The organism is Streptomyces globosus, assembly GCF_003325375.1.
Lineage (GTDB): Bacteria > Actinomycetota > Actinomycetes > Streptomycetales > Streptomycetaceae > Streptomyces > Streptomyces globosus_A.
The window spans coordinates 5077158-5100571 of sequence record NZ_CP030862.1 but is presented as its reverse complement, the minus strand read 5'-3'; the positions used below and the strand labels follow the sequence as shown (position 1 = coordinate 5100571).

Annotated in this window: 20 protein-coding genes; 10 read left to right on the top strand and 10 right to left on the bottom strand. The window is 75.8% G+C overall.

The window, feature by feature from the left end; translation table 11 throughout:
* Positions 1-308: 308 nt before the first annotated feature.
* The gene (locus C0216_RS22640; protein ID WP_114057054.1) at positions 309-1748 is read left to right on the top strand and encodes an alkaline phosphatase PhoX; all 1440 of its coding nucleotides are present in this window, start codon (positions 309-311) and stop codon (positions 1746-1748) included.
* 31 nt (positions 1749-1779) lie between these two features.
* On the opposite strand, the gene C0216_RS22635 is transcribed toward C0216_RS22640, so the two are convergent.
* From C0216_RS22635 to C0216_RS22620, 4 genes are all read right to left on the bottom strand, one after another.
* Positions 1780-1965 carry a hypothetical protein gene (locus C0216_RS22635; RefSeq protein WP_114057053.1) on the bottom strand — a complete coding sequence of 62 codons (186 nt, stop codon included), beginning with the start codon at positions 1963-1965 and terminating at the stop codon, positions 1780-1782.
* Between the two features lie 113 nt (positions 1966-2078).
* A complete protein-coding gene (locus C0216_RS22630; protein ID WP_114057052.1) occupies positions 2079-3311 on the bottom strand; it encodes a TerD family protein in 1233 nt (410 codons plus the stop codon).
* Between the two features lie 107 nt (positions 3312-3418).
* The gene (locus C0216_RS22625) at positions 3419-3640 is read right to left on the bottom strand and encodes a hypothetical protein (protein WP_114057051.1); all 222 of its coding nucleotides are present in this window, start codon (positions 3638-3640) and stop codon (positions 3419-3421) included.
* 46 nt (positions 3641-3686) lie between these two features.
* On the bottom strand, positions 3687-5216 hold the full coding sequence (locus C0216_RS22620) for an aldehyde dehydrogenase (NADP(+)) (protein WP_114057050.1): 1530 nt from the start codon (positions 5214-5216) through the stop codon (positions 3687-3689).
* A 160-nt stretch (positions 5217-5376) separates the two neighbouring features.
* Between C0216_RS22620 and C0216_RS22615 the strand changes: the two genes are divergently transcribed.
* The 6 genes from C0216_RS22615 (at position 5377) to C0216_RS22590 (ending at position 11899) form a co-directional block, all read left to right on the top strand.
* Complete coding sequence (locus tag C0216_RS22615; protein WP_246042655.1) at positions 5377-6258, top strand: IclR family transcriptional regulator; 882 nt, start codon at positions 5377-5379, stop codon at positions 6256-6258.
* A gap of 286 nt (positions 6259-6544) precedes the next feature.
* Positions 6545-7507: a hypothetical protein gene (locus tag C0216_RS22610; RefSeq protein ID WP_114057049.1), complete on the top strand. Its 963-nt coding sequence runs from the start codon at positions 6545-6547 to the stop codon at positions 7505-7507.
* A gap of 79 nt (positions 7508-7586) precedes the next feature.
* Positions 7587-8882 carry a sensor histidine kinase gene (locus tag C0216_RS22605; protein WP_114057048.1) on the top strand — a complete coding sequence of 432 codons (1296 nt, stop codon included), beginning with the start codon at positions 7587-7589 and terminating at the stop codon, positions 8880-8882.
* A complete protein-coding gene (locus tag C0216_RS22600; RefSeq protein WP_114057047.1) occupies positions 8879-9544 on the top strand; it encodes a response regulator transcription factor in 666 nt (221 codons plus the stop codon). Before C0216_RS22605 ends, C0216_RS22600 begins: the two co-directional genes overlap by 4 nt.
* Before the next feature lie 62 nt (positions 9545-9606).
* On the top strand, positions 9607-11055 hold the full coding sequence (locus C0216_RS22595) for a peptidoglycan D,D-transpeptidase FtsI family protein (protein ID WP_114057046.1): 1449 nt from the start codon (positions 9607-9609) through the stop codon (positions 11053-11055).
* Between the two features lie 136 nt (positions 11056-11191).
* Positions 11192-11899: a DsbA family oxidoreductase gene (locus C0216_RS22590; RefSeq protein WP_246042654.1), complete on the top strand. Its 708-nt coding sequence runs from the start codon at positions 11192-11194 to the stop codon at positions 11897-11899.
* A gap of 108 nt (positions 11900-12007) precedes the next feature.
* On the opposite strand, the gene C0216_RS22585 is transcribed toward C0216_RS22590, so the two are convergent.
* On the bottom strand, positions 12008-13090 hold the full coding sequence (locus C0216_RS22585) for an aminotransferase class V-fold PLP-dependent enzyme (protein ID WP_114057044.1): 1083 nt from the start codon (positions 13088-13090) through the stop codon (positions 12008-12010).
* A 66-nt stretch (positions 13091-13156) separates the two neighbouring features.
* On the opposite strand from C0216_RS22585, the gene C0216_RS22580 reads away from it, so the two are divergent.
* Entirely contained in the window at positions 13157-14245 is a 1089-nt protein-coding gene (locus C0216_RS22580) for an amidohydrolase family protein (protein WP_114057043.1), read from the top strand.
* A 316-nt stretch (positions 14246-14561) separates the two neighbouring features.
* Entirely contained in the window at positions 14562-15506 is a 945-nt protein-coding gene (locus C0216_RS22575) for an SCO1860 family LAETG-anchored protein (RefSeq protein WP_114057042.1), read from the top strand.
* A gap of 24 nt (positions 15507-15530) precedes the next feature.
* Here C0216_RS22575 and C0216_RS22570 read toward each other — a convergent pair whose 3' ends face one another.
* Both C0216_RS22570 and cobC read right to left on the bottom strand, forming a co-directional pair.
* Entirely contained in the window at positions 15531-16769 is a 1239-nt protein-coding gene (locus C0216_RS22570; RefSeq protein WP_114057041.1) for a CapA family protein, read from the bottom strand.
* A gap of 209 nt (positions 16770-16978) precedes the next feature.
* Positions 16979-18406, bottom strand: coding sequence for an Rv2231c family pyridoxal phosphate-dependent protein CobC (cobC, locus tag C0216_RS22565; protein WP_114057040.1), 1428 nt, complete (start codon positions 18404-18406; stop codon positions 16979-16981).
* Between the two features lie 94 nt (positions 18407-18500).
* Between cobC and C0216_RS22560 the strand changes: the two genes are divergently transcribed.
* Positions 18501-19268 (top strand): ZIP family metal transporter, encoded by a 768-nt coding sequence (locus C0216_RS22560; RefSeq protein WP_114057039.1) that lies wholly within the window; start codon positions 18501-18503, stop codon positions 19266-19268.
* Between the two features lie 2 nt (positions 19269-19270).
* Here the strand turns inward: C0216_RS22560 and C0216_RS22555 are convergent, their stop codons facing one another.
* Genes C0216_RS22555 through C0216_RS22545 form a run of 3 tightly spaced genes read right to left on the bottom strand, consistent with a single transcriptional unit; the run spans position 19271 to position 23411 of the window.
* Complete coding sequence (locus tag C0216_RS22555) at positions 19271-20689, bottom strand: cobyrinate a,c-diamide synthase (protein ID WP_114057038.1); 1419 nt, start codon at positions 20687-20689, stop codon at positions 19271-19273.
* On the bottom strand, positions 20683-21282 hold the full coding sequence (gene cobO / locus C0216_RS22550; RefSeq protein WP_114057037.1) for a cob(I)yrinic acid a,c-diamide adenosyltransferase: 600 nt from the start codon (positions 21280-21282) through the stop codon (positions 20683-20685). Before cobO ends, C0216_RS22555 begins: the two co-directional genes overlap by 7 nt.
* Positions 21282-23411, bottom strand: a complete 2130-nt coding sequence (locus C0216_RS22545) for a putative cobaltochelatase (RefSeq protein ID WP_114057036.1) — start codon at positions 23409-23411, stop codon at positions 21282-21284. The genes cobO and C0216_RS22545 overlap by 1 nt, the downstream gene beginning before the upstream one ends.
* Positions 23412-23414: the final 3 nt, after the last annotated feature.

The window sequence follows — 23414 nt, the reverse complement described above, 5'->3', positions numbered from 1 at the left end:
CCGGGCCCGCCCGCCGCGGAGCAGCGGCCGCGGCGGCGCTGCGGAGACGGCCCCGGGCCCGGCGTGCCGGGGCCTCGCCGCGGTGCGGCACCCGGCGGCGCCGGGTGGGCCGCGGGCGGCGGCACCTGGGGCGGAACTCGCCGTTCCGCGGTGCATGTCGGCCATTGCGGCGGTGCGGGAGGGGGCGCCGCCGCGACGCGGGTACACCAGCGGCCGTTCCCGTACGGGCGGCGGTGCCTGCCACCGGCGCAACCCGGACTGCCGCCGCCGTACGCGCAGCGCATGCCCCCACCCTTCCTGGAGACCACATGCCGCTCAGCCGTAGAGACTTCACCGCCCGCACCGCCCTCGCCGGCGCGGGCGTCGCGCTCACCGGGGCGGTCGGCGCGCTCGCCACCGCCCCGGGGGCGCTGGCGGCCGACGACAGCACGCAGCGTGACGCGCAGGGCCGGCCCTGCGGGCCCGGCTACGGCCCGCTCCTGCCCGACCCGGCAGGCGTGCTGGCCCTGCCCGAGGGATTCCGCTACCGGATCCTCACCCACAGCGGCGTCACCACCCTGGAGTCCGGCGAGCCCACGCCCTCGCACCACGACGGGACCGCCGCCTTCGCCGGCGCCCGCGGGGTCACGCTCCTCGTCAACAACCACGAGCTGAGGGGCAGGCGGACCGACTGGGTCCGCCCCGTCCCGCTCGCCGAGGGCCTCGTCTACGACCCGGCAGCGGCCGGCGGCTGCACGGTCGTCGAGGTCCGGCAGGGCGGGGAGACCGCCGAATGGGTCGGCATCGCCGGTACGTCGACCAACTGCGCGGGCGGCGCAACCCCCTGGGGGACCTGGCTGACCTGTGAGGAGACCGAGGACCTGGCCGGCCGGAACGGCATGACGAAGGACCACGGCTACGTCTTCGAGGTGGACCCGCACGACCGGCGCGCCAACCGCGACCCGCAGCCGGTCAGGGCCTTCGGCCGCTACGCCCACGAGGCGGTCGTCATCGACCCGCGCCGCGGCCACGCCTACCTCACCGAGGACGCCTCCGGCCCCAGCGGCCTCCTCTACCGCTGGACGCCGCCCGCCGGTTTCCGGCACGGCCGCGGCCGCCTGCGCACCCTCGCCCCCGACGCCGGGGTGCTCGCCGCCGCCAAGTGCTTCGACAACCGGGGCCGTTTCGTCGACGACCTGACGCGCGCCACGCGGACCGGCACCGTCTACGGCGTCGACTGGGTGGAGGTCCCGGACCGCGACGCGCGGACCCGGTCGGTCCGCAAGCAGTTCGGCGAGGGCGCGGTGACGCGCGGCCGCAAGCTGGAGGGCATGTGGTGGGGGGACGGCGGCGCCTACTTCGTGTCCTCGTTCGCCCGCTCGGAGAGCCCCGGCGCGGCCCATGACGGCCAGGTGTGGTTCTACGACCCGAAGCGGCGCACGGTCACCCTGGAAGTGCTGTTCGGGGTGAACGCCGACCCGTCCGGCGGCGGCGCGGCCGACGGGCCGGACAACATCACTGTGTCCCCGTACGGCGGCCTGGTCATCGCCGAGGACGGCGAGGGGGTCCAGCACCTCTTCGGCGCCACCGAATCCGGGCGCACCTATCCGCTGGCGCGCAACGAGCTGAACATCGGGACGGCCGAGCAGCCGGAGTACTCCGAGTTCACGGGTGTCTGCTTCTCCCCGGACGGGCGCACGCTGTTCGCCTGCCTCCAGGACCCCGGCATCATGCTCGCCATCACGGGCCCGTGGCGGCGCGCGCACTGAGCGCACTGCCGACGGCTGCGCCGCCGCCCCTTCACTGGGCGGCGGCGACCTCGACGTCCTCGGCGCGGACGGCGTTGGCCCACTGCTCCAGCAGGAACTCGTAGGCCTCGGAGGGCCACTCCCCGTCCACCCTGGACTCGACGAGGTACCGGATCGCCTCGTTCGCCTCTGCGGCGGACGGGCGGGCGGGACCCGCGGGCCGGAGTGTGCTGTCCATGCTTCCAAGGCTACGGGCGGGCACGGACAGTCACCCCCGCTTTTCGGGTGCGATCCATCACCTCGCCGGCGGCCCTCACCGCCCGCGGTGGCTCCGCGTGCCCGCCCACCTGCTCAGAGTGCGTCCGCGCCGGGCTTGACCATGCCGCGCACTGTGCGGGACTTCACAAAGTCGCCCATGGCCGTCATCTCCCATTCGCCCGAGAACTGCCGGATCAGCTTCGCCATCATCACGCCCGTCTGCGGTTCGGCGCCGGTGAGGTCGAAGCGGACGAGCTCCTCGCCGGTGGCGGCGTCGATGAGGCGGCAGTAGGCCTTCGCGACCTCGGTGAACTTCTGGCCGGAGAAGGAGTTGACGGTGAAGACCAGGCCGGTCGCCTCCGCGGGCAGCCGGCCGAGGTCTACGGTGATCACCTCGTCGTCGCCCGCGCCCTCGCCGGTGAGGTTGTCGCCGGAGTGCTTGACGGCGCCGCCCAGGATCGACAGCCGGCCGAAGTAGCAGCTGTCGATGTGGTTGCGCTGCGGGCCGTACGCGATGACGGAGGCGTCCAGGTCGATGTCGCGGCCGCGGAAGGCGGGCTCCCAGCCGAGGCCCATCCTCACCTGGGAGAGCAGCGGCTTGCCGTGCTTGACGAGGGAGACGGTCTGGTTCTTCTGGAGGCTGACGCGGCCCTTGTCCAGGTTGATCTTCCCGGTGCCGGCGGCGGCAGGGGCGGGCGAGGGGGCCGCGGGCGGCGCGGCGGGCACCGGTCCGGCCGGGGCGGGCGCCGGCGGCGGGACCGTGACGGGCGGGCTCACCGGCGCGGGCGGCAGGGGGGCGGGGGCGGCCGGCCGGTCGGCGGGTGCGGCGGGCTCCTCCTCCACCGAGACGCCGAAGTCGGTGGCGATCCCGGCGAGCCCGTCTGCGTACCCCTGGCCGACCGCGCGCACCTTCCACGCGCCGCCGCGGCGGTAGACCTCCACCACCACGAGCGCCGTCTCCGTCCCGAGCTGCGGCGGCGTGAACGTCGCGATCACCGCGCCCGTGTCCGCCTGCCGCACGGTCGCGGTCGGCTCGATGCCCTGGAACGTCTGCCCGGCCGCGTCCGGACTGGCCGTGACGACGACGCGCTCGATGTCCGGGGGCAGCGCAGCCGTGTCCACGGTGACGGAGTCGGGCCCCGCCCCGCCGCCGGAGCGGTGCGAGACGCCCGGACCGGACGGCTGGTTGTAGAAGACGAAGTCGGCGTCGGAGCGGACCTTGCCGTCGGCCGCGAGGAGGAGCCCCGAGACGTCGAGCCGCACCGGGGCGGCCACCTCGACCGTCACGCGGACGGCTTCGAGCGGCAGGTTGGAACCAGGGGTCATAGCGGTCATGCCCGGAGAACGACCGGGGGTGCCGTGCCGTTCCCCCGCCGCCCTCCGCTGCTCCGTACGGGCGGCGGGGGCCGCCCGTACGGCGGTGCCGGGCGGCGTCAGCGCCGGTTGCGCGGGTGGTTGCGGGCGGTGCGCTCGTTCCCGAACCTGTACGCGCCCGTCCAGCGGGCCATCACGAGCTGCGCGTCGCCTGACTCCACCTCGGCGAGGAACTTCTCCGCGCGCGGCCCGCGCAGGGTGCCCGCGGACCGGCCGCGGTGGGTGATGGCGACGGTGCCGTCGCCCCGTTGCTCGTACGTGAATCCCTGTGGTCTCGGCATGCGCGCAGCCTGCCCCGGTCCGGCCGGGGCAGGCAACCGCATTTGATCAGGCCGTCCCGGTGACGCGGCGCGGCAGCCCCAGCGGGTTCGCCTCCCGCAGCTCCGGCGGAAGCAGCCCTTCCGGCACGGACTGGTAGGCGACGGGCCGCAGCCAGCGTTCGATCGCCGTCACCCCGACCGACGTGGAGTGCGAGGTCGCCGCCGGGTACGGGCCGCCGTGGTGCTGGGCCGGGGCCACCGCGACGCCCGTCGGCCAGCCGTTGACGACGATCCGCCCGGCCAGCTCCGTCACGCGGGCCACCAGCGCGGCCGCCGGGCCCGGCGCCCCCTCCGCCTCCGCCGAAGAGACGTGGAGCGTCGCGCTCAGGTTCCCGGCCAGGCGGTCCAGCACGGCGCCCGCCTCGTCCTGGCCGGCGTACCGGACGAGGACCGTGACGGGGCCGAAGCACTCCTCCAGCAGCAGGTCGTACGGGCCGCCGGCCAGCAGGGCGCGGGCGGGCACGGCCAGGCAGCCGGCGCCGACGGCGTGCTCCCCGGCGGCGCCCGCGGCGACGGGCGCGGTGACGCCCGGCAGCGCGGCCCGCTCGGCGACCCCTGCGGCGAAGGCGTCCCGCATCCGGTGGTCGAGGAGGACGCCCGGACCGGTCTCGCCGAGCGCCTTGGCGAGCGCCCCGGCCAGCCGGTCCCCGGCCGCCCCCTCCGGTACGAGGACCAGGCCCGGCTTGACGCAGAACTGGCCGTTCCCGAGCGTCACCGAGGCGGCGAGGCCCGCGCCGATCTCCTCGGCCCGCTCGGCGGCGGCGTCCGGGGTGACCACGACGGGGTTCAGGGAGCCGAGTTCGCCGTGGAAGGGGATCGGCACCGGCCGGGCGGCGGCCGCGTCGAACAGGGCGCGCCCGCCGCGCACCGACCCGGTGAATCCGGCCGCGGCGACCAGCGGGTGCCGGATCAGCTCCAGGCCCGCGTCGAAGCCGTGGACCACCGACACGACCGCCTCCGGCAGTCCGGCCGCCGCGGCCGCGCGGCGCAGGAGCGAGGCGCACAGCTCGGAGGCGGCCGGGTGGTCGGGGTGGGCCTTGACGACCACCGGGCAGCCGGCGGCCAGGGCACTCGCGGTGTCCCCGCCGGGGACGGAGAAGGCGAGGGGGAAGTTGGAGGCGGCGTAGACGGCGACCACGCCCAGAGGCACCTTGTAGCGGCGCAGTTCGGGGCGCGGCGGGGTGAGGGAGGCGTCGGCCCGGTCGATGCGGATGTCGAGGTAGGAGCCCTCGTCCACGGCGTCGGCGAAGGCCCGCAGCTGGCCGGTGGTCCGCGCGAGTTCGCCGGTGAGGCGGGCCGGGCCGAGCGCCGTCTCGGCGTCGGCGGTCTCCACGACCCGGGCAGCCTCCGCGTCGAGCAGGTCGGCGGCGGCGCGGAGGAAGGCGGTGCGTGCGGCGCGGTCGGCGAGCGCGCCGCGGGCCGCGTGCGCGGCGCGCACGGCGGCGTCCACGTCCGCCGGGGCGGCCTCCAGGGTGACCTGTTCCCGCTGCTTCCCGGTGCGGGGGTCCACACTCCAGACTGGTGTCCCTGCTGCCATGCCGTACTGCCTCCTGGATCCGCGCCGGCCCCGCCGGGTCCGTTCAGTATTCTGAACGCCGTCCCGGTGGGTGAATGATCTCCATCCGTTCCGGACTCTATTTCCGCGTCCACGGCGTGACAAGAGACCGTGACATCAGGCGAAGAGGGGCACGAGGCGCATGACCACAGGCGCAGACACCGGCGCAGGCGCGAGCGGGGGCACGGCCTCCGGCACGGGCGGGGCAGCGGTACGGGGGGCCGCGCCGGGCGGTGGGGACGAAGCGGGGCCCGGCGGCGAGCCGGCCGGGGCACCCGCGGCGGTCAAGTCCGCCGTCCGCACGGTCGTCCTGTTGGAGCACTTCGCGGCCCGGCCCGGCCTGCACAGCCTTGCCGACATCCAGCACGACCTCGGACTGCCCAAGTCCAGCCTGTACATGCTGCTGCGCACGCTGGTGAACCTGGGCTGGGTCGAGACGGACGCGACGGGCACCCGGTACGGCATCGGCGTACGGGCCCTGCTCGTCGGCAGTTCGTACATCGACGGCGACGAGGTGGTGGCCGCGGCCCGGCCCACCCTCGACCGGCTCTCGGAGGACACGACCGAGACCATCCACCTGGCCCGGATGGACGGCACGAGCGTCGTCTACCTGGCGACCCGCCAGTCCCGGCACCATCTGCGGCCGTTCACGCGCGTCGGGCGGAGGCTGCCCGTCCACTCGACGGCACTCGGCAAGGCGCTGCTCGCCGGCCACTCCGACGAGGAGGTGCGGGCGCTGCTGCCGCGGAGGCTGGAGGCGGTCACCGAGCACACCGTGACCGACCGGGAGCGGCTCATCGAGGAGCTCGCGGTGGTGCGGGAGAAGGGGTATGCGGAGGACCGGGAGGAGAACACGCTGGGGCTGCGCTGCTTCGGGGTGGCGGTGCCGTACCGGACGCCCGCCCGGGACGCGGTGAGCTGCTCGGTGCCGGTGGCCCGGCTGACGGAGGAGCGCGAAGAGCTGATCAAGGCGGCCCTGTTCGCCGCCCGGGACCGGCTGTCGGTGGTGACGCGCCGGATGTGACGGCCCGGCGGTGGCTCCTGCGCAGGGCCCGGGGGTTCCTCCCCCGGGCGGGGGAGGCAGATCCCCTCGGCGGGGGAGGCGGCCGGGGCCGGGGGCGGGGGAACGTAGGGCCATGACCAGGCGAGCAATGCACCGGACGGGTCCTGCCGACACGACCGACAGGACCGACAGGACCGACAGGACCGAGACGACCACCGGGACACCCGGCGGGAGGGGGACGGCTGCGGCGAGGGCCGCGAGGACCGCAGGGAGGACGGCAGGCAAGGCAGCGGGCGGTGCGGCCGCCGTGACGGCGGAGGCCCGCGCGCCCGACGCCACCGGTGCGGGGGCGCGGCTGCTGCGGGCGGCGGCCGTGGCCGCGACACTGCCGTACCTGGCCCTGAAGACGGCCTGGCTGGCCGGGAGCGACATCGGCATACCGGAGGGCAGCGTGCTGCTCGCACCGTCGGTGTTCTTCACCGTGGCCAATGCCGTGACCATGGCCATGGACGCGGCCGTGATCGTGCTGGCGCTGCTGCTGACCCGGCCGTGGGGCCGGCGGGTGCCGGCGCCGCTGCTCCTCGTCCCCGCCTTCACCGCGACCGGGCTGCTCACGCCGATACTCGCCGGCTTCCCCGCCCAACTCGCCCTCAGAGCCGTCGGCCTGGGCGCCGATCCCGCGGCGAGGGCCGCCGGGGAGTCCTTCCTCCACGGCTGGGTGTACCTCGTCGTCTACGGCGGCTTCACCGTCCAAGGGCTCGCCCTCGCAGGCCTGTTCGTTCCCTATGCGCGCAGGCGCTGGGGCCGCCTCCGGCAGGGCGCGAGCGGTATGCGGCTCCCGCCGCCCACGGGGGTGGCGGCGGGAGCCGCGGCCGCGCTCGGCACGGCGCTGGGTGCGCTGTACGCGTACTGGGCCTTCGGGGGCGCCGCGTGGCTGGGCGCCGAGCGGGCGGCCCTGCATTCGGTGGAGACGGGGGTGGTGTCGGCGGTGCACGCGGTGTGCGCGCTGCTCGCCGGCTGGTGCGCGGTGCTGCTGGCCCGGGGAGGGGGGCGGCGGCCGGTGTGGCCGCTGGTGGCGGGGTGGATCGGATCGGCCGCGACGCTCTGCTGGGGCCTGTACCTCCTTGCCGTGCCCTTCGCTCCCGGGATCGGAGAGGGCGGAGGAACACCCTCCGTGATCTTGCTGGCCTACGCTGGCCAGGTGGTCACCGGATGCCTCGCGGCCAGCGTCCTGACCGGGTTCGCGACCCGGCGGCGCACACTGGCCTGAACGTGCGGTACGGCGCGGGCGCCGGCTCCCGTGCGGGTTCGGGGGCGGCGACGGGTGAGGGGATCGGGGGAGCGCCAGCATGCGGGCTGCGGTGTGGGGGGTGCGGGCGCGGATGCGGTGGGTGCATCTGGTGCTCGGCGGGGCGCTGCTGATGCCGTACTTCCTGGTGGCGCAGGTGGCCGTCGGGGTGGCGGCCGGCGGGGTGAACACCCTGGAGTCCGTGCCGCTGACGTTCGCCGCCTACGGCCTGTCCTTGCCGCTCGCCGCGGTGACCGGCGTGTTCGGGCCGGTCCGGCCGATGTCGGCGGGTGCGGTGCGGATGCTGTGCGGGGTGCCGGGGGAACTGCTGGCAGAGGGGCCGGCCCGGTCCTGGGCGGCCCGCGGGAGGACTGCCGCCTGGTGGTCGCTGCACCTGGGCGCCGGGGCGGCCGTGGCGGGGATGAGCCTGGCGGTGCCGCCGATGGCGGTGGTGCTGATCGCGGTGCCGTTGGTGCGGTCGCTGCGGGAGGCCCCGCTGTCGCTGGTCTACTTCCCCGACGACACCGCCTCCTGGCTCGCGCCGCTCATGGGTGCCGGGATGCTGGCCGGGCTGGTCGCGGCCGCCGCGGCGGCGGGGGCGCTCCTGGCCCGGGCGGCGCCCGTGCTGCTCGGGCCGACGGCGGCCGACCGGCTGGCAGCGGCCGAGGAACGGGCCGCCGACCTCGCCGTGCGCAACCGGCTCGCCCGCGAACTGCACGACGCCGTCGGACACGCCCTGAGCGCGGTCACCCTCCAGGCGGCCGCAGCCCGCCGGGTCCTCGGCCGCGACCCCGAGTTCGTCCGGGAGGCCCTCGCCGCCATCGAGGACACCGCCCGGCGGACCGTGGGCGAGCTGGACGGGGTGCTCGGCCTGCTGCGTGACGGCGACCCCGCCGGCCGGACAGCCGCCGCGCCCGCCCCCACCCTCGCCTCCGACCTGGACGGGCTGCTGGCCCGCACCCGCGCCGCCGGCGTGGCCGTCACCGTCCGGCAGGAGCCGGGGCCCGCCGGGGACTGGTCGCAGCTCTCCCCGATCGCGTCCCGGGAGGCCTACCGGATCGTGCAGGAGGGACTCGGCAACGCCCTGCGGCACGGGGCCGGGCCCGTCGAGCTGCGGATCGCCGTCCGGAAGGGCCCGGACGGCGGCCCCGGCACCACCGCACACCGAGAACTGGAGATCACCATGACCAATCCGCCAGGGGCCCCAGCCGGCCCCTCCCCGCGCACCACCGGCGGCCGCGGCCTGCACGGGGCCGCCGAGCGGGCCCGGCTCCTCGGCGGCAGTGTCGAGGCCGGGCGGCACGACGGCCTGTGGCGGCTGCGGGCCGTCCTCCCGCTCGGCGGGGGCTGCCGATGAACCGGCCCCCGCTGCGCCTGGTCCTCGCCGACGACGAGCGCATGGTCCGCACCGCCCTGCGGGCCATCCTCGACGCCGAACCCGACCTGGAGGTCGTCGGGGAGGCCGGCGACGGCGCCGAGGCGGTGACCGCCGTCCGCACCCTCGCGCCGGACGTGGTGCTGATGGACGTCCGGATGCCCGGCATCGACGGAATACGGGCCACCGAGCGGATCCTGGCCGGTGCGGCCGAACCGCCCAGGATCCTCGTCGTGACCACCTTCGAGAACGACGCCCACGTGTACGACGCGCTGCGGGCCGGCGCCGCCGGGTTCCTGCTGAAGCGGGCCGACCCCGACGAACTGGTCGGCGCGGTGCGGCTGGTCGCCCGCGGGGACTCGCTGCTCTTCCCCGAGGCGGTCCGCTCGCTCGCCGCGAGCCACGCCGCCGCAGCAGCGGGCGGGACGGCGGCCTGGGCGGCACGGCTCACGGACCGGGAGGCCGGTGTGCTGCGGCTGATGGCCACCGGGCTGTCGAACGCCGAGATCGGCGCCCGCCTCGGCGTCGGCCCCCAGACCGTCAAGACGCACGTGGCGGCCGTCCTCGCCAAGACGGGTTCGCGCGACCGCACCCAGGCGGTCATCGCCGCCTACGAAGGGGGGTTCGTGATGAGAAGGGCCTGAGAAACGGGCCACACTCGGGCCGGGGAGGAACGTACGCGGGCCGTCGAGCGTCCTTTCGGGAGATGAACAAGACGATCAGGCGTGCGTCGGTCTTCTGTCTGCTCCTGGTGCTGGCCCTGTTGGTCCGGGTCACCTGGGTGCAGGCCTACCAAGGCCAGGCCCTCGCAGACAACGAGCACAACCGCCGGAACCTCCTCGGGCAGTACGAGAACCCGCTGGGGAACATCATCGTGGGCGGAGAGGCGATCACCGGCTCCGTCAAGACCGGCGGGAAGGACTTCGCCTACAAGCGGACGTACGCGGACGGGCCCCTCTACGCCCCGATCACCGGATTCAGTTCGCAGGCCTTCGGCACCACCATGCTCGAAGGCGTCTACAAGAAGGTCCTCAACGGCTCGGACGACCGCCTGAAGACCGTCATGGACCTGCTGCTCAACAAGCGGGCCTCGCCGGGCAACGTCGTCACCACGATCGACAAGGACGTCCAGAAGGCGGCCTGGGACGCGCTCCAGGGCAAGCAGGGATCCGCCGTCGCGATCGACCCGAAGACCGGCGAGATCCTCGCCATGGTGAACAATCCGTCCTTCGACCCCGGCCGCATCGCCGGCGCCAACGACAAGGAGGCGTGGGAGGAGCTGTCCGCCGACAACGGCAAGGCCATGGAGAACGTCGCGCTGCGCAAGCCGCAGGCGCCCGGCTCCACCTTCAAGCTGGTCACCCTGGCCGCGGCCATCGAGAACGGGCTCGTCACCGACGTCGACGCCCCGACCGGCATCCCCGACCCGTACACGATCCCCGGGACCAGGACGCTGCTTCCCAGCGAGGCCGGCTCCGCCGCCTGCAACGGCGTCTCGGCGCGTGTCGCGATGCGGCTGTCCTGCAACAACGTCTTCGCCGAGCTCGCCTCCAAGCTGGGCCAGGACAAGATGCGGGCGATGGCCGAGAAGCTCGGCTTCAACACGAACACGGAGATCCCCGTCACCACCCGCGTGCCGAGCAAGTACCCCTCCGCGAAGATGTCCGTCGACCAGGTCGCGCAGACCGGCATCGGCCAGTTCGACGTCCAGGCGACCCCGCTCCAGATGGCGATGGTGACGGCGGCGATCGAGAACGACGGCAAGCTCGTCGCTCCGCACTCGGTCTCCGAGGTGACCGACGCGGGCGGCAGCGTGCTGGAGAGCTTCAAGAACCCCAAGACCCAGCAGGCCATGAACGCCAAGACCGCCTCGATGCTGCGCGACGTCATGAAGACCGTCGCGACCGAGGGCGGCGGCAAGCCCGCGCAGGTGTCGGGCGCCGAGGTCGGCGGCAAGACGGGCACCGCCCAGCGCGGCGTGAAGAACAATTTGCCGCCGCTCGCCTGGTTCACCTCGTACGGCAAGGCGAAGGGCAAGCAGATCGCCGTGGCCGTGGTGATCGAGAACTCCGACACCGACCGGTCCGAGATCGGCGGCGGCCGCCTGGCGGCACCCGTCGCCCAGAAGATGATGCAGGCCTGGCTGAAGAAATAGGCCGCCGACCCGTCCCCCGCCCCCGGACCGTCCGGGGAATGAGATGTTCCGGCAGGTTGTTGAAGGTGAAACCGCCGCGGCCCCGCCGGCCGCGGCGTCCGCCCGCCCTTCCGCAACCGGAAAGAGAAGAAGGAACATGCGCGTCGAGATCTGGTCGGATGTGGCCTGCCCCTGGTGCTACATAGGCAAGGCCCGCTTCACCAAGGGGCTGGCCGCGTTCGCGCACCGGGACCAAGTCGAGGTCGTCTTCCGCTCCTTCGAGCTCGACCCGAACAGCCCCGAGGGCAGCACCGCCCCGGTCGTCGAGATGCTCGCGAAGAAGTACGGCCGCACCCTCGAAGAGGCCCGCGGCATGGAGGAGCACGTCGCGGCCACCGCCCGCGCCGAGGGCCTGGAGTACCGCACCGAGGGCCGCGACCACGGCAACACCTTCGACATCCACCGGCTGCTGCACCTGGCCGCCGCGCGCGGCCTGCAGGAGGAGCTCCTCGACCGGGCGTTCCGCGCGAACTTCGCCGAGGACCGGTCCCTCTTCGACGCCGGGGTCCTCGCCGCCGTCGCCGTCGAGGCCGGCCTGGACGAGGCCGAGGTCCGCGCCGTCCTCGCGGACGGCACCGCCTACGCCGCGCAGGTGCGCGCCGACGAGCGGGAGGCCGCCGAACTGGGCGCCAACGCGGTGCCGTTCTTCGTCCTCGACCGCCGCTACGGGATCTCCGGCGGCCAGCCCGCCGAGGTGTTCACCCGCGCCCTGGAGCAGGCCTGGGAGGGCCGCGAGGCCGCGGAGCCGGCCCCGGCCGCCGACGCGTGCGACGCGGACGGCGCGTGCGCCGTCCCCCAGCGCTGACGCCCGCAGCGCCGACCCGCCGCCCCGCCCGGCGCTGCCCCGCCCTCCTGCACCGCCCTCCCGCACCGCCGATCCGCGGCGGGGGAGTGGCGGGGCGGCGGGCGCGGCTCAGTGCGCCGCCGGCTCCCAGGCCGCGTCAGCCGCCTCCAGTGCCGCGGCCGGGTCCGCCGACAGCGCCGCCGCCAGCGCGGTCAGGCCGGCGCGCACCGCTGCCGGGGAAGCGGCCGCACCGTAGTGGTTGACCCGCAGCATCTCCCCGGCCAGCGCACCGCCGCCCGCCGCGAGCGGCGCCTGCGGGTCCGCGGCCAGCGCCTTCGCCGCCACCGTCGAGGCGTCCGCCACGCGCAGCGTCGTCGCCACCGGAGCCGCCTCCGCCGCGCGCTTCACGTACGGGGCCAGCCCGAGGGCCTCCGCTCCCGCCCGGGTCGCCGCCGCGGCCGCTGCGTGGCGGGCCTGCACGGCCGACAGCCCCTCCGCCGCGATCCGGTCCAGGCACGCCTCCAGTGCCAGCATCTCCAGCTGCGCCGGCGCGTGCAGCAGCGCCCGGCGCCCGCCGTCGATCCAGCGCTCCTTCCAGTCCAGCAGGGACAGGTACGAGCGGCGCGGCGCCGCGGGGTTCTGCGCGAACCGCTCCCACGCCCGCTCCGACACCGACACCGCGGACACGCCGGCGGGTCCGCCCATCGCCTTCTGCGCCCCGATCACGCACAGGTCCACGCCCCACGCGTCGGCCGGCAGCGGCTCCGCCGCAACCGAGGCCACCGCGTCCAGCATGAACAGCGCCCCGTGGGCCCGTACCGCCTCGCCGATCTCCGCGACCGGGTTCGTGTTGCCGGTCGCCGCCTCGGCGTGCACCAGCGACACGAAGTCGATCCGCGGGTGCGCGGCGAGCGCCGCGGCGACCTGCTCGGCGGTCACCGCGGTGTCGAACGGCACCTCCAGGTCCACGACCTCGGCCCCGCAGTCGCGCAGCCAGTTGCCGAACGTGGTCCCGTACGGGCCCGTCACCACGTTCAGCGCGGCCGAGCCGGGGCGGGCGCCCGAGCGGATGCAGCCCTCCAGCGGCAGCAGCGCCTCGCCTTGCGTGACCACCACGTCCTGGCGGGTGCCGAGCAGGTCCGCCACCCGCCGCTCGATCGACGCGAAGTGCTCCGCGGTCAGCGGCGGCAGGTCCAGGAAGGGGTGGTTCACAGGGCGCTCTCTCCTCGTGCGGGGACTACCCGGGAAGCCTATCCAGGGCGCACGTACAGTTCGGTCATGACGGATGACGTGCTGCATGTGAAGGGACGCGTGCTCGTCGGGCCCGACGACGTCCGCGACGAGCTGTGGGTGGTAGGCGGCCGGATCTCCTACGAGCGGCCGCCCGGCGCCCGCGACACCACCGCCGTGTCCGGCTGGGTGCTGCCCGGCCTCGTCGACGCGCACTGCCACGTGGGGCTCGACGCCCACGGCCCCGTCGACGCCGGGACCGCCGAACGCCAGGCGCTGACCGACCGCGACGCGGGCACCCTGCTCATCCGCGACGCCGGATCCCCCTCCGACACCCGCTGGATCGACGGCCGCGACGACCTCCCGAAGATCATCCGGGCGGGGCGGCACATCGCCCGGACCCGCCGCTACATCCGCAACTACGCGCACGAGATCGAGCCGGCCGACCTCGTCGAGTACGTCGGCCGCGAGGCCCGCCGCGGCGACGGCTGGGTGAAGCTGGTCGGCGACTGGATCGACCGCGACGCCGGCGACCTCACGGCCTGCTGGCCGCGCGCCGAGGTCGAGGCCGCCATCGCCGAGGCGCACCGGCTGGGCGCCCGGGTCACCGCCCACTGCTTCGCCGAGGACTCGCTGCGCGACCTCGTCGAGGCCGGCATCGACTGCATCGAGCACGCCACCGGGCTCACCGAGGACACCATCCCGCTGTTCGCGGAGCGCGGGGTGGCGATCGTCCCGACGCTGGTGAACATCGCGACGTTCCCCAAGCTGGCGGCCGGCGGCGACGCCAAGTTCCCCCGCTGGTCGGCGCACATGCGGCGGCTGCACGAGCGGCGGTACGACACGGTCCGCTCCGCCTGGGACGCGGGCATCCCCGTCTACGTGGGCACCGACGCAGGCGGCTCCCTGCCGCACGGGCTCGTCGCGGACGAGGTGGCGGAGCTGGTGCGCGCCGGGATCCCGCCGCTGGACGCCTTGTCGGCGACGGCTTGGGCGGCGCGGGAGTGGCTGGGAAGGCCCGGTCTCACCGAGGGCGCCCCCGCGGACCTCGTCGTCTACGCGACCGACCCGCGGGCCGACGTGCGGGCGCTGGCGCAGCCGCTGCGGGTCGTGGTGAACGGCACGGTCCGCGCCTGACCGGCCGGACCTCCCCGCCGCGTCACCGGGTTGACGCGGCGTGACGCGGACGTCCCGCCGGTCGTTGCACACGGCCGCGCGGGTCCGCGACAGGGTGAAACCGCCCACGGGTGTGTGGCGGAAAAGAACTCCCGTGCCGCCTGATGCGAAAGCAATCGAATACGTGGATGGAAACCACCCTTTGGGGTGAACTCACCTCAGGTGGCTGTGCGTTCACTCTCCGTGCGTAAAAAATTCCCCGGGTAACAGGCCGCCGACGCGCGATGTCCCCCATTGGCTGCGCGGCGGCCCCCATCTCCCCGGGGGTTCCACCACCTTGAACCGCTACACCTTCCGCATGCCCGCGGCCGCCCTGCTCGCCACGGGCGCGATCGCCCTCCTCGCCGCCCCGCCCGCCCACGCCACGGGCGGCGCGGGAGCCGCGCCCGGCGGTGCCGACGGCCGGGCCGACGCCGTCGTCCTGCGCGCCGGACTCGACGTGGGCCTGCTCAACAAGGCCGTCCACGTCCCCCTGAAGACCACCCTCAACGAGGTCAGCGCCCCGGCCTCCGCCCGGAAGACGGCCCTCTCCGTCACCGTGGACGGCGTCGAGGGCGGCCGGCCGGTCCACATCCTCAAGGCCGACGCCGCCACCTCCAGGGCCACCGCCGGCCGCGGCCGCGCCGAGGCGGAGGCCAACCTCGCCCGGGCCCGCGTCCACCTGCCCGGGCTCCCCGCCCTCTCGCTGATCGAGGTGGAGAAGGTCACCTCCAAGGCGGTGTGCGAAGCCGGGCGCAAGCCGTCCGCCACCTCCAACGTGCTGGGCTCCGTCACCGTCCTCGGCAAGAAGGCCACCCTGTCCGCGCAAGGTCCCACCAAGGTCGAGGTGCCGAAGGTCGGCATGGTCAGCCTGGAGCTCTCCGGTACGGAGACGACCTCCTCCACCGCCGCCGCGGCCGCACTCCGGCTGAAGGTGTCCGTCAACCCGCTCGACCTCAACGTCGCCCAGGTCGAGGGCGAGGTCGTCCTCGCCGAGGCGCGCTGCCAGTCCCCGGCCGGCCCGCCGCCCTCCTCCGCCGCCCCCGAGCCCTCCGGCGGCGCCGCCAAGCCCGACGTCAAGCCGCAGACCGGGGCCTCCGGGACCGGCACCGTCATCGCGAGCGGCGCCAACCTGGCCGAGACCGGCGGCAGTTCGGCCACTCCCTGGGTCGCGGGCGGCGCACTCGTCCTGCTCGGCCTCGGCGGCGCCGCACTCGTCGTCACCCGCCGCCGCGCCTCCTGACGCCGCGGCCGCGGCCGGCGGGCGTCACCGCGTCGCGCGCACCAGCCCCTGCCCGCCGGCCCCGCGCGACAGCACGGCCTCGCCGACCTGCCGGTCGACGGCGGCGTACTCGGAGCGCTTCGCGGCGCCTGCCGAGGCGCCGCCGCCGGCCGTGCAGGACGTGCACACCACCCGGAACGGGGCGCCCCGGTCCGCATACGACGTCAGGTACTCGGCCTTCACCACCTCCCAGCGGCCCGGGTGCGCGGCCGCCGGCGCGAAGGTGAAGCGGGGGATGGACGACATGTTGCCGCGGAGCTTCGCCGGCTCGTAGAAGCTGGCGATCTGATCGCCCATCCCGTAGACCACCCACGTCCCGTTGACCTTCTCGTAGGGCTGCGGGACGTGGTTGTGCGTGCCGAGGACCAGATCGATGTCCGGAAGGCCGTCCGCCCCGCGGGAGGCGGTCAGCGCCTGCGCCAGGTCCTGCTGCTGCCTGTCGGGGGCCGTCTGCCACTCGGAGCCCCAGTGGATGCTGAGGACGACGACGTGGGCGCCCGCGGCGCGCGCCGCACGGGCGTCCGCGATGATCCGGTCCTTGTCGATCAGGTTCACGGCCCACGGCTTCCCGGCCGGCAGCGGGATCCCGTTCGTGCCGTACGTGTAGTCCAGCTGGGCGACCGTCGCGCCGCCCGCGGAGAGCACCGCCGGGGCCTTCGCCTCCTCGGCGGTGCGCGCCGAGCCGACGTGCTTGATGCCCGCCCGGTCGAGGTGGTCGAGAGTGCGGACGAGACCGTCCCAGCCGTCGTCCAGAGTGTGGTTCGAGGCCGTCGAGCAGCTGTCGTAGCCGGCGTCCCGCAGCGCGTCGGCCAGCTCGTGCGGCGCCTTGAAGGCCGGGTATCCGGTGTAGGGGCCGCCGGGCCGGCCGTACGGTATCTCGTGGTGGCATATCGCCAGGTCGGCGGCCTCCACCACGGGCTTCACCCCGGCCAGTATCCTCCGGAAGTCGTGCCCCGCCCCGCTGCCCGCCGCATCGCTCGCGGCCTGCGCGATGATCGACGGGTACGGGATCGTGTCGCCCGTCGCGACGAGCGTGAACGGACGCGCCCCCGGCGGCGCCGACGGGCTCGCCGCGCCCGCCTCCGGGCGCCCGCCCGCGAGCCGCTGCTCCGCGGCGCCGCGCTGCTCCCCGCCGCCGAGGAGGGCGGGGCCGGCGAACACCGCCGCGGCCGCCAGCGCGGCCAGCCCCACCGCGGCCGCGCCCGCCTTCGCCGAAACCTTCATCCTGTGTCCCCCCTGCATGGCCGTCCTGCGCAGATCATCCCCCGGGCGGACCGCCGACGCCACCCGCGGACCCCGCCGGATCCGGTCGTCCGCGCAGGTCAGCGGCGTTCCGAGGGTGGCTTGTGCCCCCCCGGGGCCCGCCGCGGAGGACGCGCCCCGCCGCGCCCCGGTTCCCGCCCCGGCCTCGCCCCGGCCGGGGGCGCGCGGGGTCAGCGCGCGGCGGCCGTCAGGGTGAGGGCGTGGTCCAGCGCCTGGAGGAGGCGCCCCGTCGTCGCCCGGTCCCGCACCGCCAGGCGCAGCCAGTCCGCGTCCAGGCCCGGGAAGGTGTCCCCGCGGCGGACCGCGAAGCCCAGCGCCCGCAGCCGCATCCGGACCTGCGCCGCCCCGGCCACCCTGACCAGGACGAACGGTCCGCGGGCCGTCCCCGCCACCGTGATCTCCTCGAACTCGGCGAGCCCGGCCAGCAGGTGCTCCCGGTCCGCGTCGATCTGCCGGGCCGCGGCCTCCGCCTCCGCGAGGGCCGCCGGGGCGACGCACGCCTCCGCGGCGACGAGCGCGGGCGTCGACACCGGCCACAGCGGCTGCGCCGCCTCCAGCTGCGCGACCACCTCCGGCTCCGCCAGCACGTACCCGATCCGCAGCCCTGCCAGGCCCCACGTCTTGGTCAGGCTCCGCAGCACCACCAGGCCCGGCACGTCCGTGCGGCCGGCCAGCGCCTCCGGCTCCCCCGGCACCGCGTCCATGAACGCCTCGTCCACGACGAGGATCCGGCCCGGGCGGGCCAGGGCCGCCAGCGCGGCCGCCGGGTGCAGTACGGACGTCGGGTTCGTCGGGTTGCCGACGACCACCAGGTCCGCCTCCTCCGGCACCGCCGCCGGATCCAGCCGGAAGCCGTCCTCCGCCCGCAGCAGCACCCGCTCCACCCGGTGCCCGGCGTCCCGCAGGGCCGCCTCCGGCTCGGTGAACTGCGGGTGCACCACCACCGGCCGCCGCACGTCCAGGGCCCGCGCCAGCAGGACGAACGCCTCCGCGGCCCCCGCCGTCAACAGCACCCGGCCGGCCGGCAGCCCGTGCCGAGCCGCCACCGCCGCGCGGGCCGCGCGCCCGTCGGGGTATGCGGAGAGACCGCCGAGCGAAGCCGCGATGCGCTGCTTCAGCCACTCCGGCGGCATGTGCGCCCGTACGTTCACCGCGAGGTCCACCAGCGATCCGCCGTCGTCGCGGACCTCGGCGTCCCCGTGGTGGCGCAGGTCGTGCGCCTGCGCGGTCGCCACCGCGCAGGTCGCCGCCACCGAGCGGCGCTTCGGCACGAGGAGTTCGCCGCCCGTCGCCAGCGCCGCCGCCTCCGCCACCGAGGGGGTGCCGGCCGCCTGCCGGGCCGCGTCCGAGGGGTGCGGGACGGCGATGCCCGCCAGCTCCTCGGCCGGGTAGCTGAGCAGCGGCACGCCGAAACGTTCCGCCGCCCCCGTGATCCCGGCCTCGCAGGCCTTCGTCTCCACCGTCGCCAGCGCCTTCACCGCTCCGGCCGCCAGCCCGGCCCCGCGCAGCGTCTCCTCCACCAGGGCGCAGACCTCCGCGACGGACACCCCCGCCCGGCCGCCGACCCCGACCACCAGCTGCGTCGCGTTCTCACCCATCGGGCTCCTGCCCCTTCCCGGTCGTCAATCGTGCGTGGACCGCGGCCCGCGCGCTCGCGTGCACGCGCGGCCGGCAGTCGGTATCCAAGGGCGCATGGCCGTGATCGTGGCGCTGGGCGCGTTCCTGATGACCCTGGCGGGCGGGTGGACGGCGCAGCGCGTCACCGACCGCCGCCACCTCGTACTGGGCCTCGCCGGCGGGCTGATGCTCGGCGTCGTGGGCCTGGACCTGCTGCCGGAGTCGCTGGAGGCGGCGGGCCGGCCGGTGTTCGGCGTACCGCTCGCGCTGCTGCTCTTCGTGGCCGGATTCCTCGTCGCGCACGTCGTGGAACGGCTCCTGGCGGTACGCCAGGCCGCACACGGCGCGTCCGGCGGCCGCAACGGCGGGAACGGGACGGACGGCAGGGACGGCGCCGTCGGGCGCGCCCCCCAGGTCGGGATGACGGCGGCCGCCGCGATGGTCGGCCACAGCCTCGCCGACGGGGTGGCGCTCGGCGCCGCCTTCCAGGTCGGCGGCGGCATGGGCACCGCGGTCGCCCTCGCCGTGGTCACCCACGACTTCGCCGACGGGTTCAACACGTACACCCTCACCCGGCTCTACGGGAACGCCCGCAAGCGCGCGCTGCTGATGCTCCTCGCGGACGCCGCCGCCCCCGTGGTGGGCGCGGCGTCCACCGTGCTGTTCACCCTTCCGGAGGAACCGCTCGGGGCGTACCTGAGCTTCTTCGCCGGGGGGCTGCTCTACCTCGCGGCCGCCGAGATCCTGCCCGAGGCGCACCACCGGCACCCCGCCCTGTCCACGCTGATGTGCACGGTGGGCGGGGTGGCCGGGATCTGGCTCGTGGTGGGCCTCGCGGAGTGACGTCACCGGTGTGCTGCCGCCGCGGCCGTGAAACGCACGGCCACCGACGGCTCCGCCGCCCAGTGGGTGTGCAGGTAGCTGGCGTGCACGCCGCGGTGGACGAACCCCTCGACGCGCCGCTCGGGGTGTGTGAACCCCCAGGCCGGGGCGGGTCCGGCGCCCGGCTCGACCACCGTGCGGTGGAACTCGTGCCCGCGCAGCCTCGTCCCCGCCGCGGCGAGCGGGCTGTCCGACACCGCGACGGCCTCGCGGTAGCCGAGCGTCAGCCGCTGCGACATCACCGCGTCGGCGTCGAGGACCCCGCACATCGGCCGGCCGTCCAGGGACCGCGCCAGGTACAGCAGGCCCGCGCACTCGGCGGCGACCGGCCCGCCGGCCGCGGCGAAGCCGGCGACCGCCTTGCGCAGCGGCTCGTTCGCAGCCAGCTCCGGGGCGTACACCTCGGGGAAGCCGCCGCCGACGACCAGCCCGGACGTCCCCTCGGGCAGGTCCTCGTCGGCCAGCGGGTCGAAGGGGACGACCTCGGCTCCGGCCGCGGCGAGCAGCTCCGCGTGCTCGGCGTACGAGAACGTGAACGCGGCCCCGCCGGCGACGGCGACGACGGGCCGCCGCCCCCCGCCGGGCCCCGCGTCAGCCGCGGCAGCCGGTGCCGGTGGCGCGGCGGCCGAGGCCACGGCACGCTCCGGCGACCACGCCGCGCAGTCCAGCGGCGGCGCCGACCGGGCCAGCGCCAGCAGCGCCTCCAGGTCGCAGCCGGCCCGCACCTGCTCCGCCAGCGCCGCGACGGACGCCACCGCGTCCGCCCGCCGCTCCGCCACCGGTACGAGCCCCAGGTGCCGCGACGGCGCCGAGACCTGCGGCGCCCGCCGCAGGACGCCGAGCACCGGCATGCCCGCCTCCTCCAGCGCCTCCCGCAGCATCGCCTCGTGCCGGTCGGAGCCCACCTTGTTCAGGATCACCCCGCCCAGGCGCACCTGCGGGTCGAACGACGCGAAGCCGTGCACCAGCGCCGCCACCGACCGGGACTGCGAGGACGCGTCGACCACCAGCACCACCGGCGCCCGCAGCAGCTTCGCCACCTGCGCCGTCGACGCCAGCTCACCGCGCCCCGCGGCCCCGTCGTACAGGCCCATCACACCCTCCACGACCGCCAGGTCGCAGCCCGCCGCCCCGTGCGCGAACAGCGGAGCCACCAGCTCCGGCCCGCACATGTACGCGTCGAGGTTGCGCCCCGGCCGGCCCGTGGCGAGGGCGTGGTACCCGGGGTCGATGTAGTCGGGGCCGGCCTTGTGCGGGGACACGGCCAGGCCGCGCCCCGCGAAGGCCGCCATCAGCCCCGTCGCGACGGTGGTCTTGCCGCTCCCCGACGACGGGGCGGCGATCACCAGACGGGGGACGGCGACGGCGTGCGAGGTCACCACTCGATGCCCTTCTGGCCCTTCTGGCCGGCGTCCATCGGGTGCTTCACCTTCGTCATCTCGGTGACCAGGTCGGCGAACTCCACCAGCTTCTCCGGCGCGTTGCGGCCCGTGATGACCACGTGCTGGGTGCCCGGCCGGTCGCGCAGCACCCCGATGACCTCGTCGACGTCGATCCAGCCCCAGTGCAGCGGGTACGCGAACTCGTCCAGCACGTAAAGCCGGTGCGTCTCGGCGGCCAGGTCGCGCTTGACCTGCTCCCAGCCCTCCTTCGCGGCCTGCTCGTTGTCGAGCTGCGCGTCGCGCTGCACCCAGGACCAGCCCTCGCCCATCTTGTGCCACACGACGGGGCCGCCCTCGCCGGAGGCGCCGAGCACCTTCAGCGCGTTCTCCTCGCCGACCTTCCACTTCGCCGACTTGACGAACTGGAACACCCCGATCGGCCAGCCCTGGTTCCAGGCGCGCAGCGCCAGCCCGAACGCCGCCGTCGACTTGCCCTTGCCGGGCCCGGTGTGGACGAAGACGAGCGGGCGGTTGCGGCGCTGGCGCGTGGTGAGTCCGTCGTCGGGGATGACGGTCGGCTGTCCCTTCGGCATTACGCGGCCCTCCTGTTGGTGTGCGGTGACGCGGTCGCCACCGATGTGCGTACGTCCTTCACGAGCCCGGCCAGCGCGTCGGCCCGCAGCCCGTCCAGCGTGACGGCCGGCCCGCCCAGGTCGGCGGCCAGCACCCCGGCCAGCCCCAGACGGACCGGCCCCGACTCGCAGTCCACGACGACCGACGCCACCCCGTCCGCGGCCAGCAGGCGGGCGCTGCGCGCGGCGACCTCGCGGGCGTCGCCGCCGAGGGCGCCGGCCGAGGTGGCCCGCCCGTCGGTGACGACCACCAGCAGCGGGCGGCGGCTGGGGTCGCGCAGCCGCTCCACCCGCAGCACCTCCCGCGCCTTCAGCAGGCCCGCGGCGAGCGGGGTGCGGCCGCCGGTCGGCAGCTGCTCCAGCCGCACCGCGGCCGCGTCCACCGAGGAGGTCGGCGGCAGCGCCAGCTCCGCGGCCGCGCCGCGGAAGGTGACCAGGCCGACCTTGTCCCGCCGCTGGTAGGCGTCCAGCAGCAGCGACAGCACGGCCCCCTTCACCGCGCCCATCCGCTGCCGGGCGGCCATGGAGCCCGACGCGTCGACGACGAACAGCACCAGGTTCCCCTCGCGCCCCTCCCGCACCGCCTGGCGCAGGTCGTCCTTGCGGACGACCAGCCCCCGCCCGGAACGGCCCCGCGCCCGCTGGTGCGGAGCCGCGGCCTGCAGGGTGGCGGCCAGGTGCAGCTTTGTCAGCCGCCCGGCGGGGCGCTGCGCGCCCGTCGTCCGGCCGTGCGCGGTCCGGGCGCGCGAACGCCGTCCGGCCGCGCCCTCGCCGAGCCCCGGCACGCTGAACATCCGCGTCCGGAACGGCTCGGCGGCCCGTACGGGGGCCTGCTCGGCCGCCGGCGCCGAAGCGGGGGAGGGGGCGGCGGGAGCGTCCGGCGCCTGCGGTGCCTCGGGCGCCTCCGGGCCCTCGGAGGGGTCCGCCGGCTCCTCGGGAGCGGCCTCGGGACCGCCGCCCTGCGGGGGCACGCCGCCGCCGTCGGGGCCGCCCCCGTCCGGGCCGCCGCCGTCGGGGCCGTCGTCGCCGGGGCCGGGGTCCGGCTCGGGGTCCGGCTGCGGGTCGGGCTCCGGCTCGTCGTCGGGGAAGCCGTCCAGGATCTCGTCGAGCCTGGCCTCGTCCAACCCCGGTGCGTCGAACGGGTTCCGGCGCCGGCGGTGGGGGAGGGCCAGCAGTGCCGCCTGCCGGACGTCCTCCTTGCGGACCGCCGTCCGCCCCGCCCACGCCGCAAGCGCCGTCGCGGTCCGCGCCATCACGATGTCCGCGCGCATGCCGTCCACCTCGAAGCCGGCGCAGGCCGCCGCGATCTGGAGCAGCGCCGTGTCGCCGAGCCGCACCTGCGGCAGCAGCGCCCGCGCCGCGATCACGCGGGCGCGGACCTCCGCCTCCTCGCCGGCCCACCGGCCCGCGAAGCCGGCCGGGTCGTCCTCGAACGCCAGCCGGCGGCGCACCACTTCGACGCGCTGCTGCGGATCCCGGGAGGCGGCCACCTCCACCGTCAGCCCGAACCGGTCCAGCAGCTGCGGGCGCAGCTCGCCCTCCTCCGGGTTCATCGTGCCGACGAGCATGAAGCGGGCCGCGTGCCGGACGGACACGCCCTCCCGCTCGATGTGGCAGCTGCCCATCGCGGCGGCGTCCAGCAGGACGTCGACCAGGTGGTCGTGGAGGAGGTTGACCTCGTCGACGTAGAGGATGCCGCGGTGCGCGTCGGCGAGGAGGCCCGGCTCGAAGGCCTTGACGCCGTCGGCGAGGGCCCGCTCGATGTCGAGCGCCCCGATCAGGCGGTCCTCGGTGGCGCCGACCGGCAGTTCGACCATGCGGGCGGGGCGCTGCGTACCGGGGCCGGGCTCGTGCGGGCCGTCGGGGCAGGCCGGGTCCGGGGCGTCCGGGGCGCAGCTGAACCGGCAGCCCGGCACCACGGCGACCTGCGGCAGCAGCGCGGACAGGGCGCGCACCGCGGTCGACTTGGCGGTGCCCTTCTCCCCGCGCACGAGCACACCGCCGACCGCGGGGCTCACGGCGTTGAGCAGCAGCGCCAGCCGCAGATCGGTCTGGCCGACCACCGCGGTGAACGGGTAGGGCGTGCTCATGTG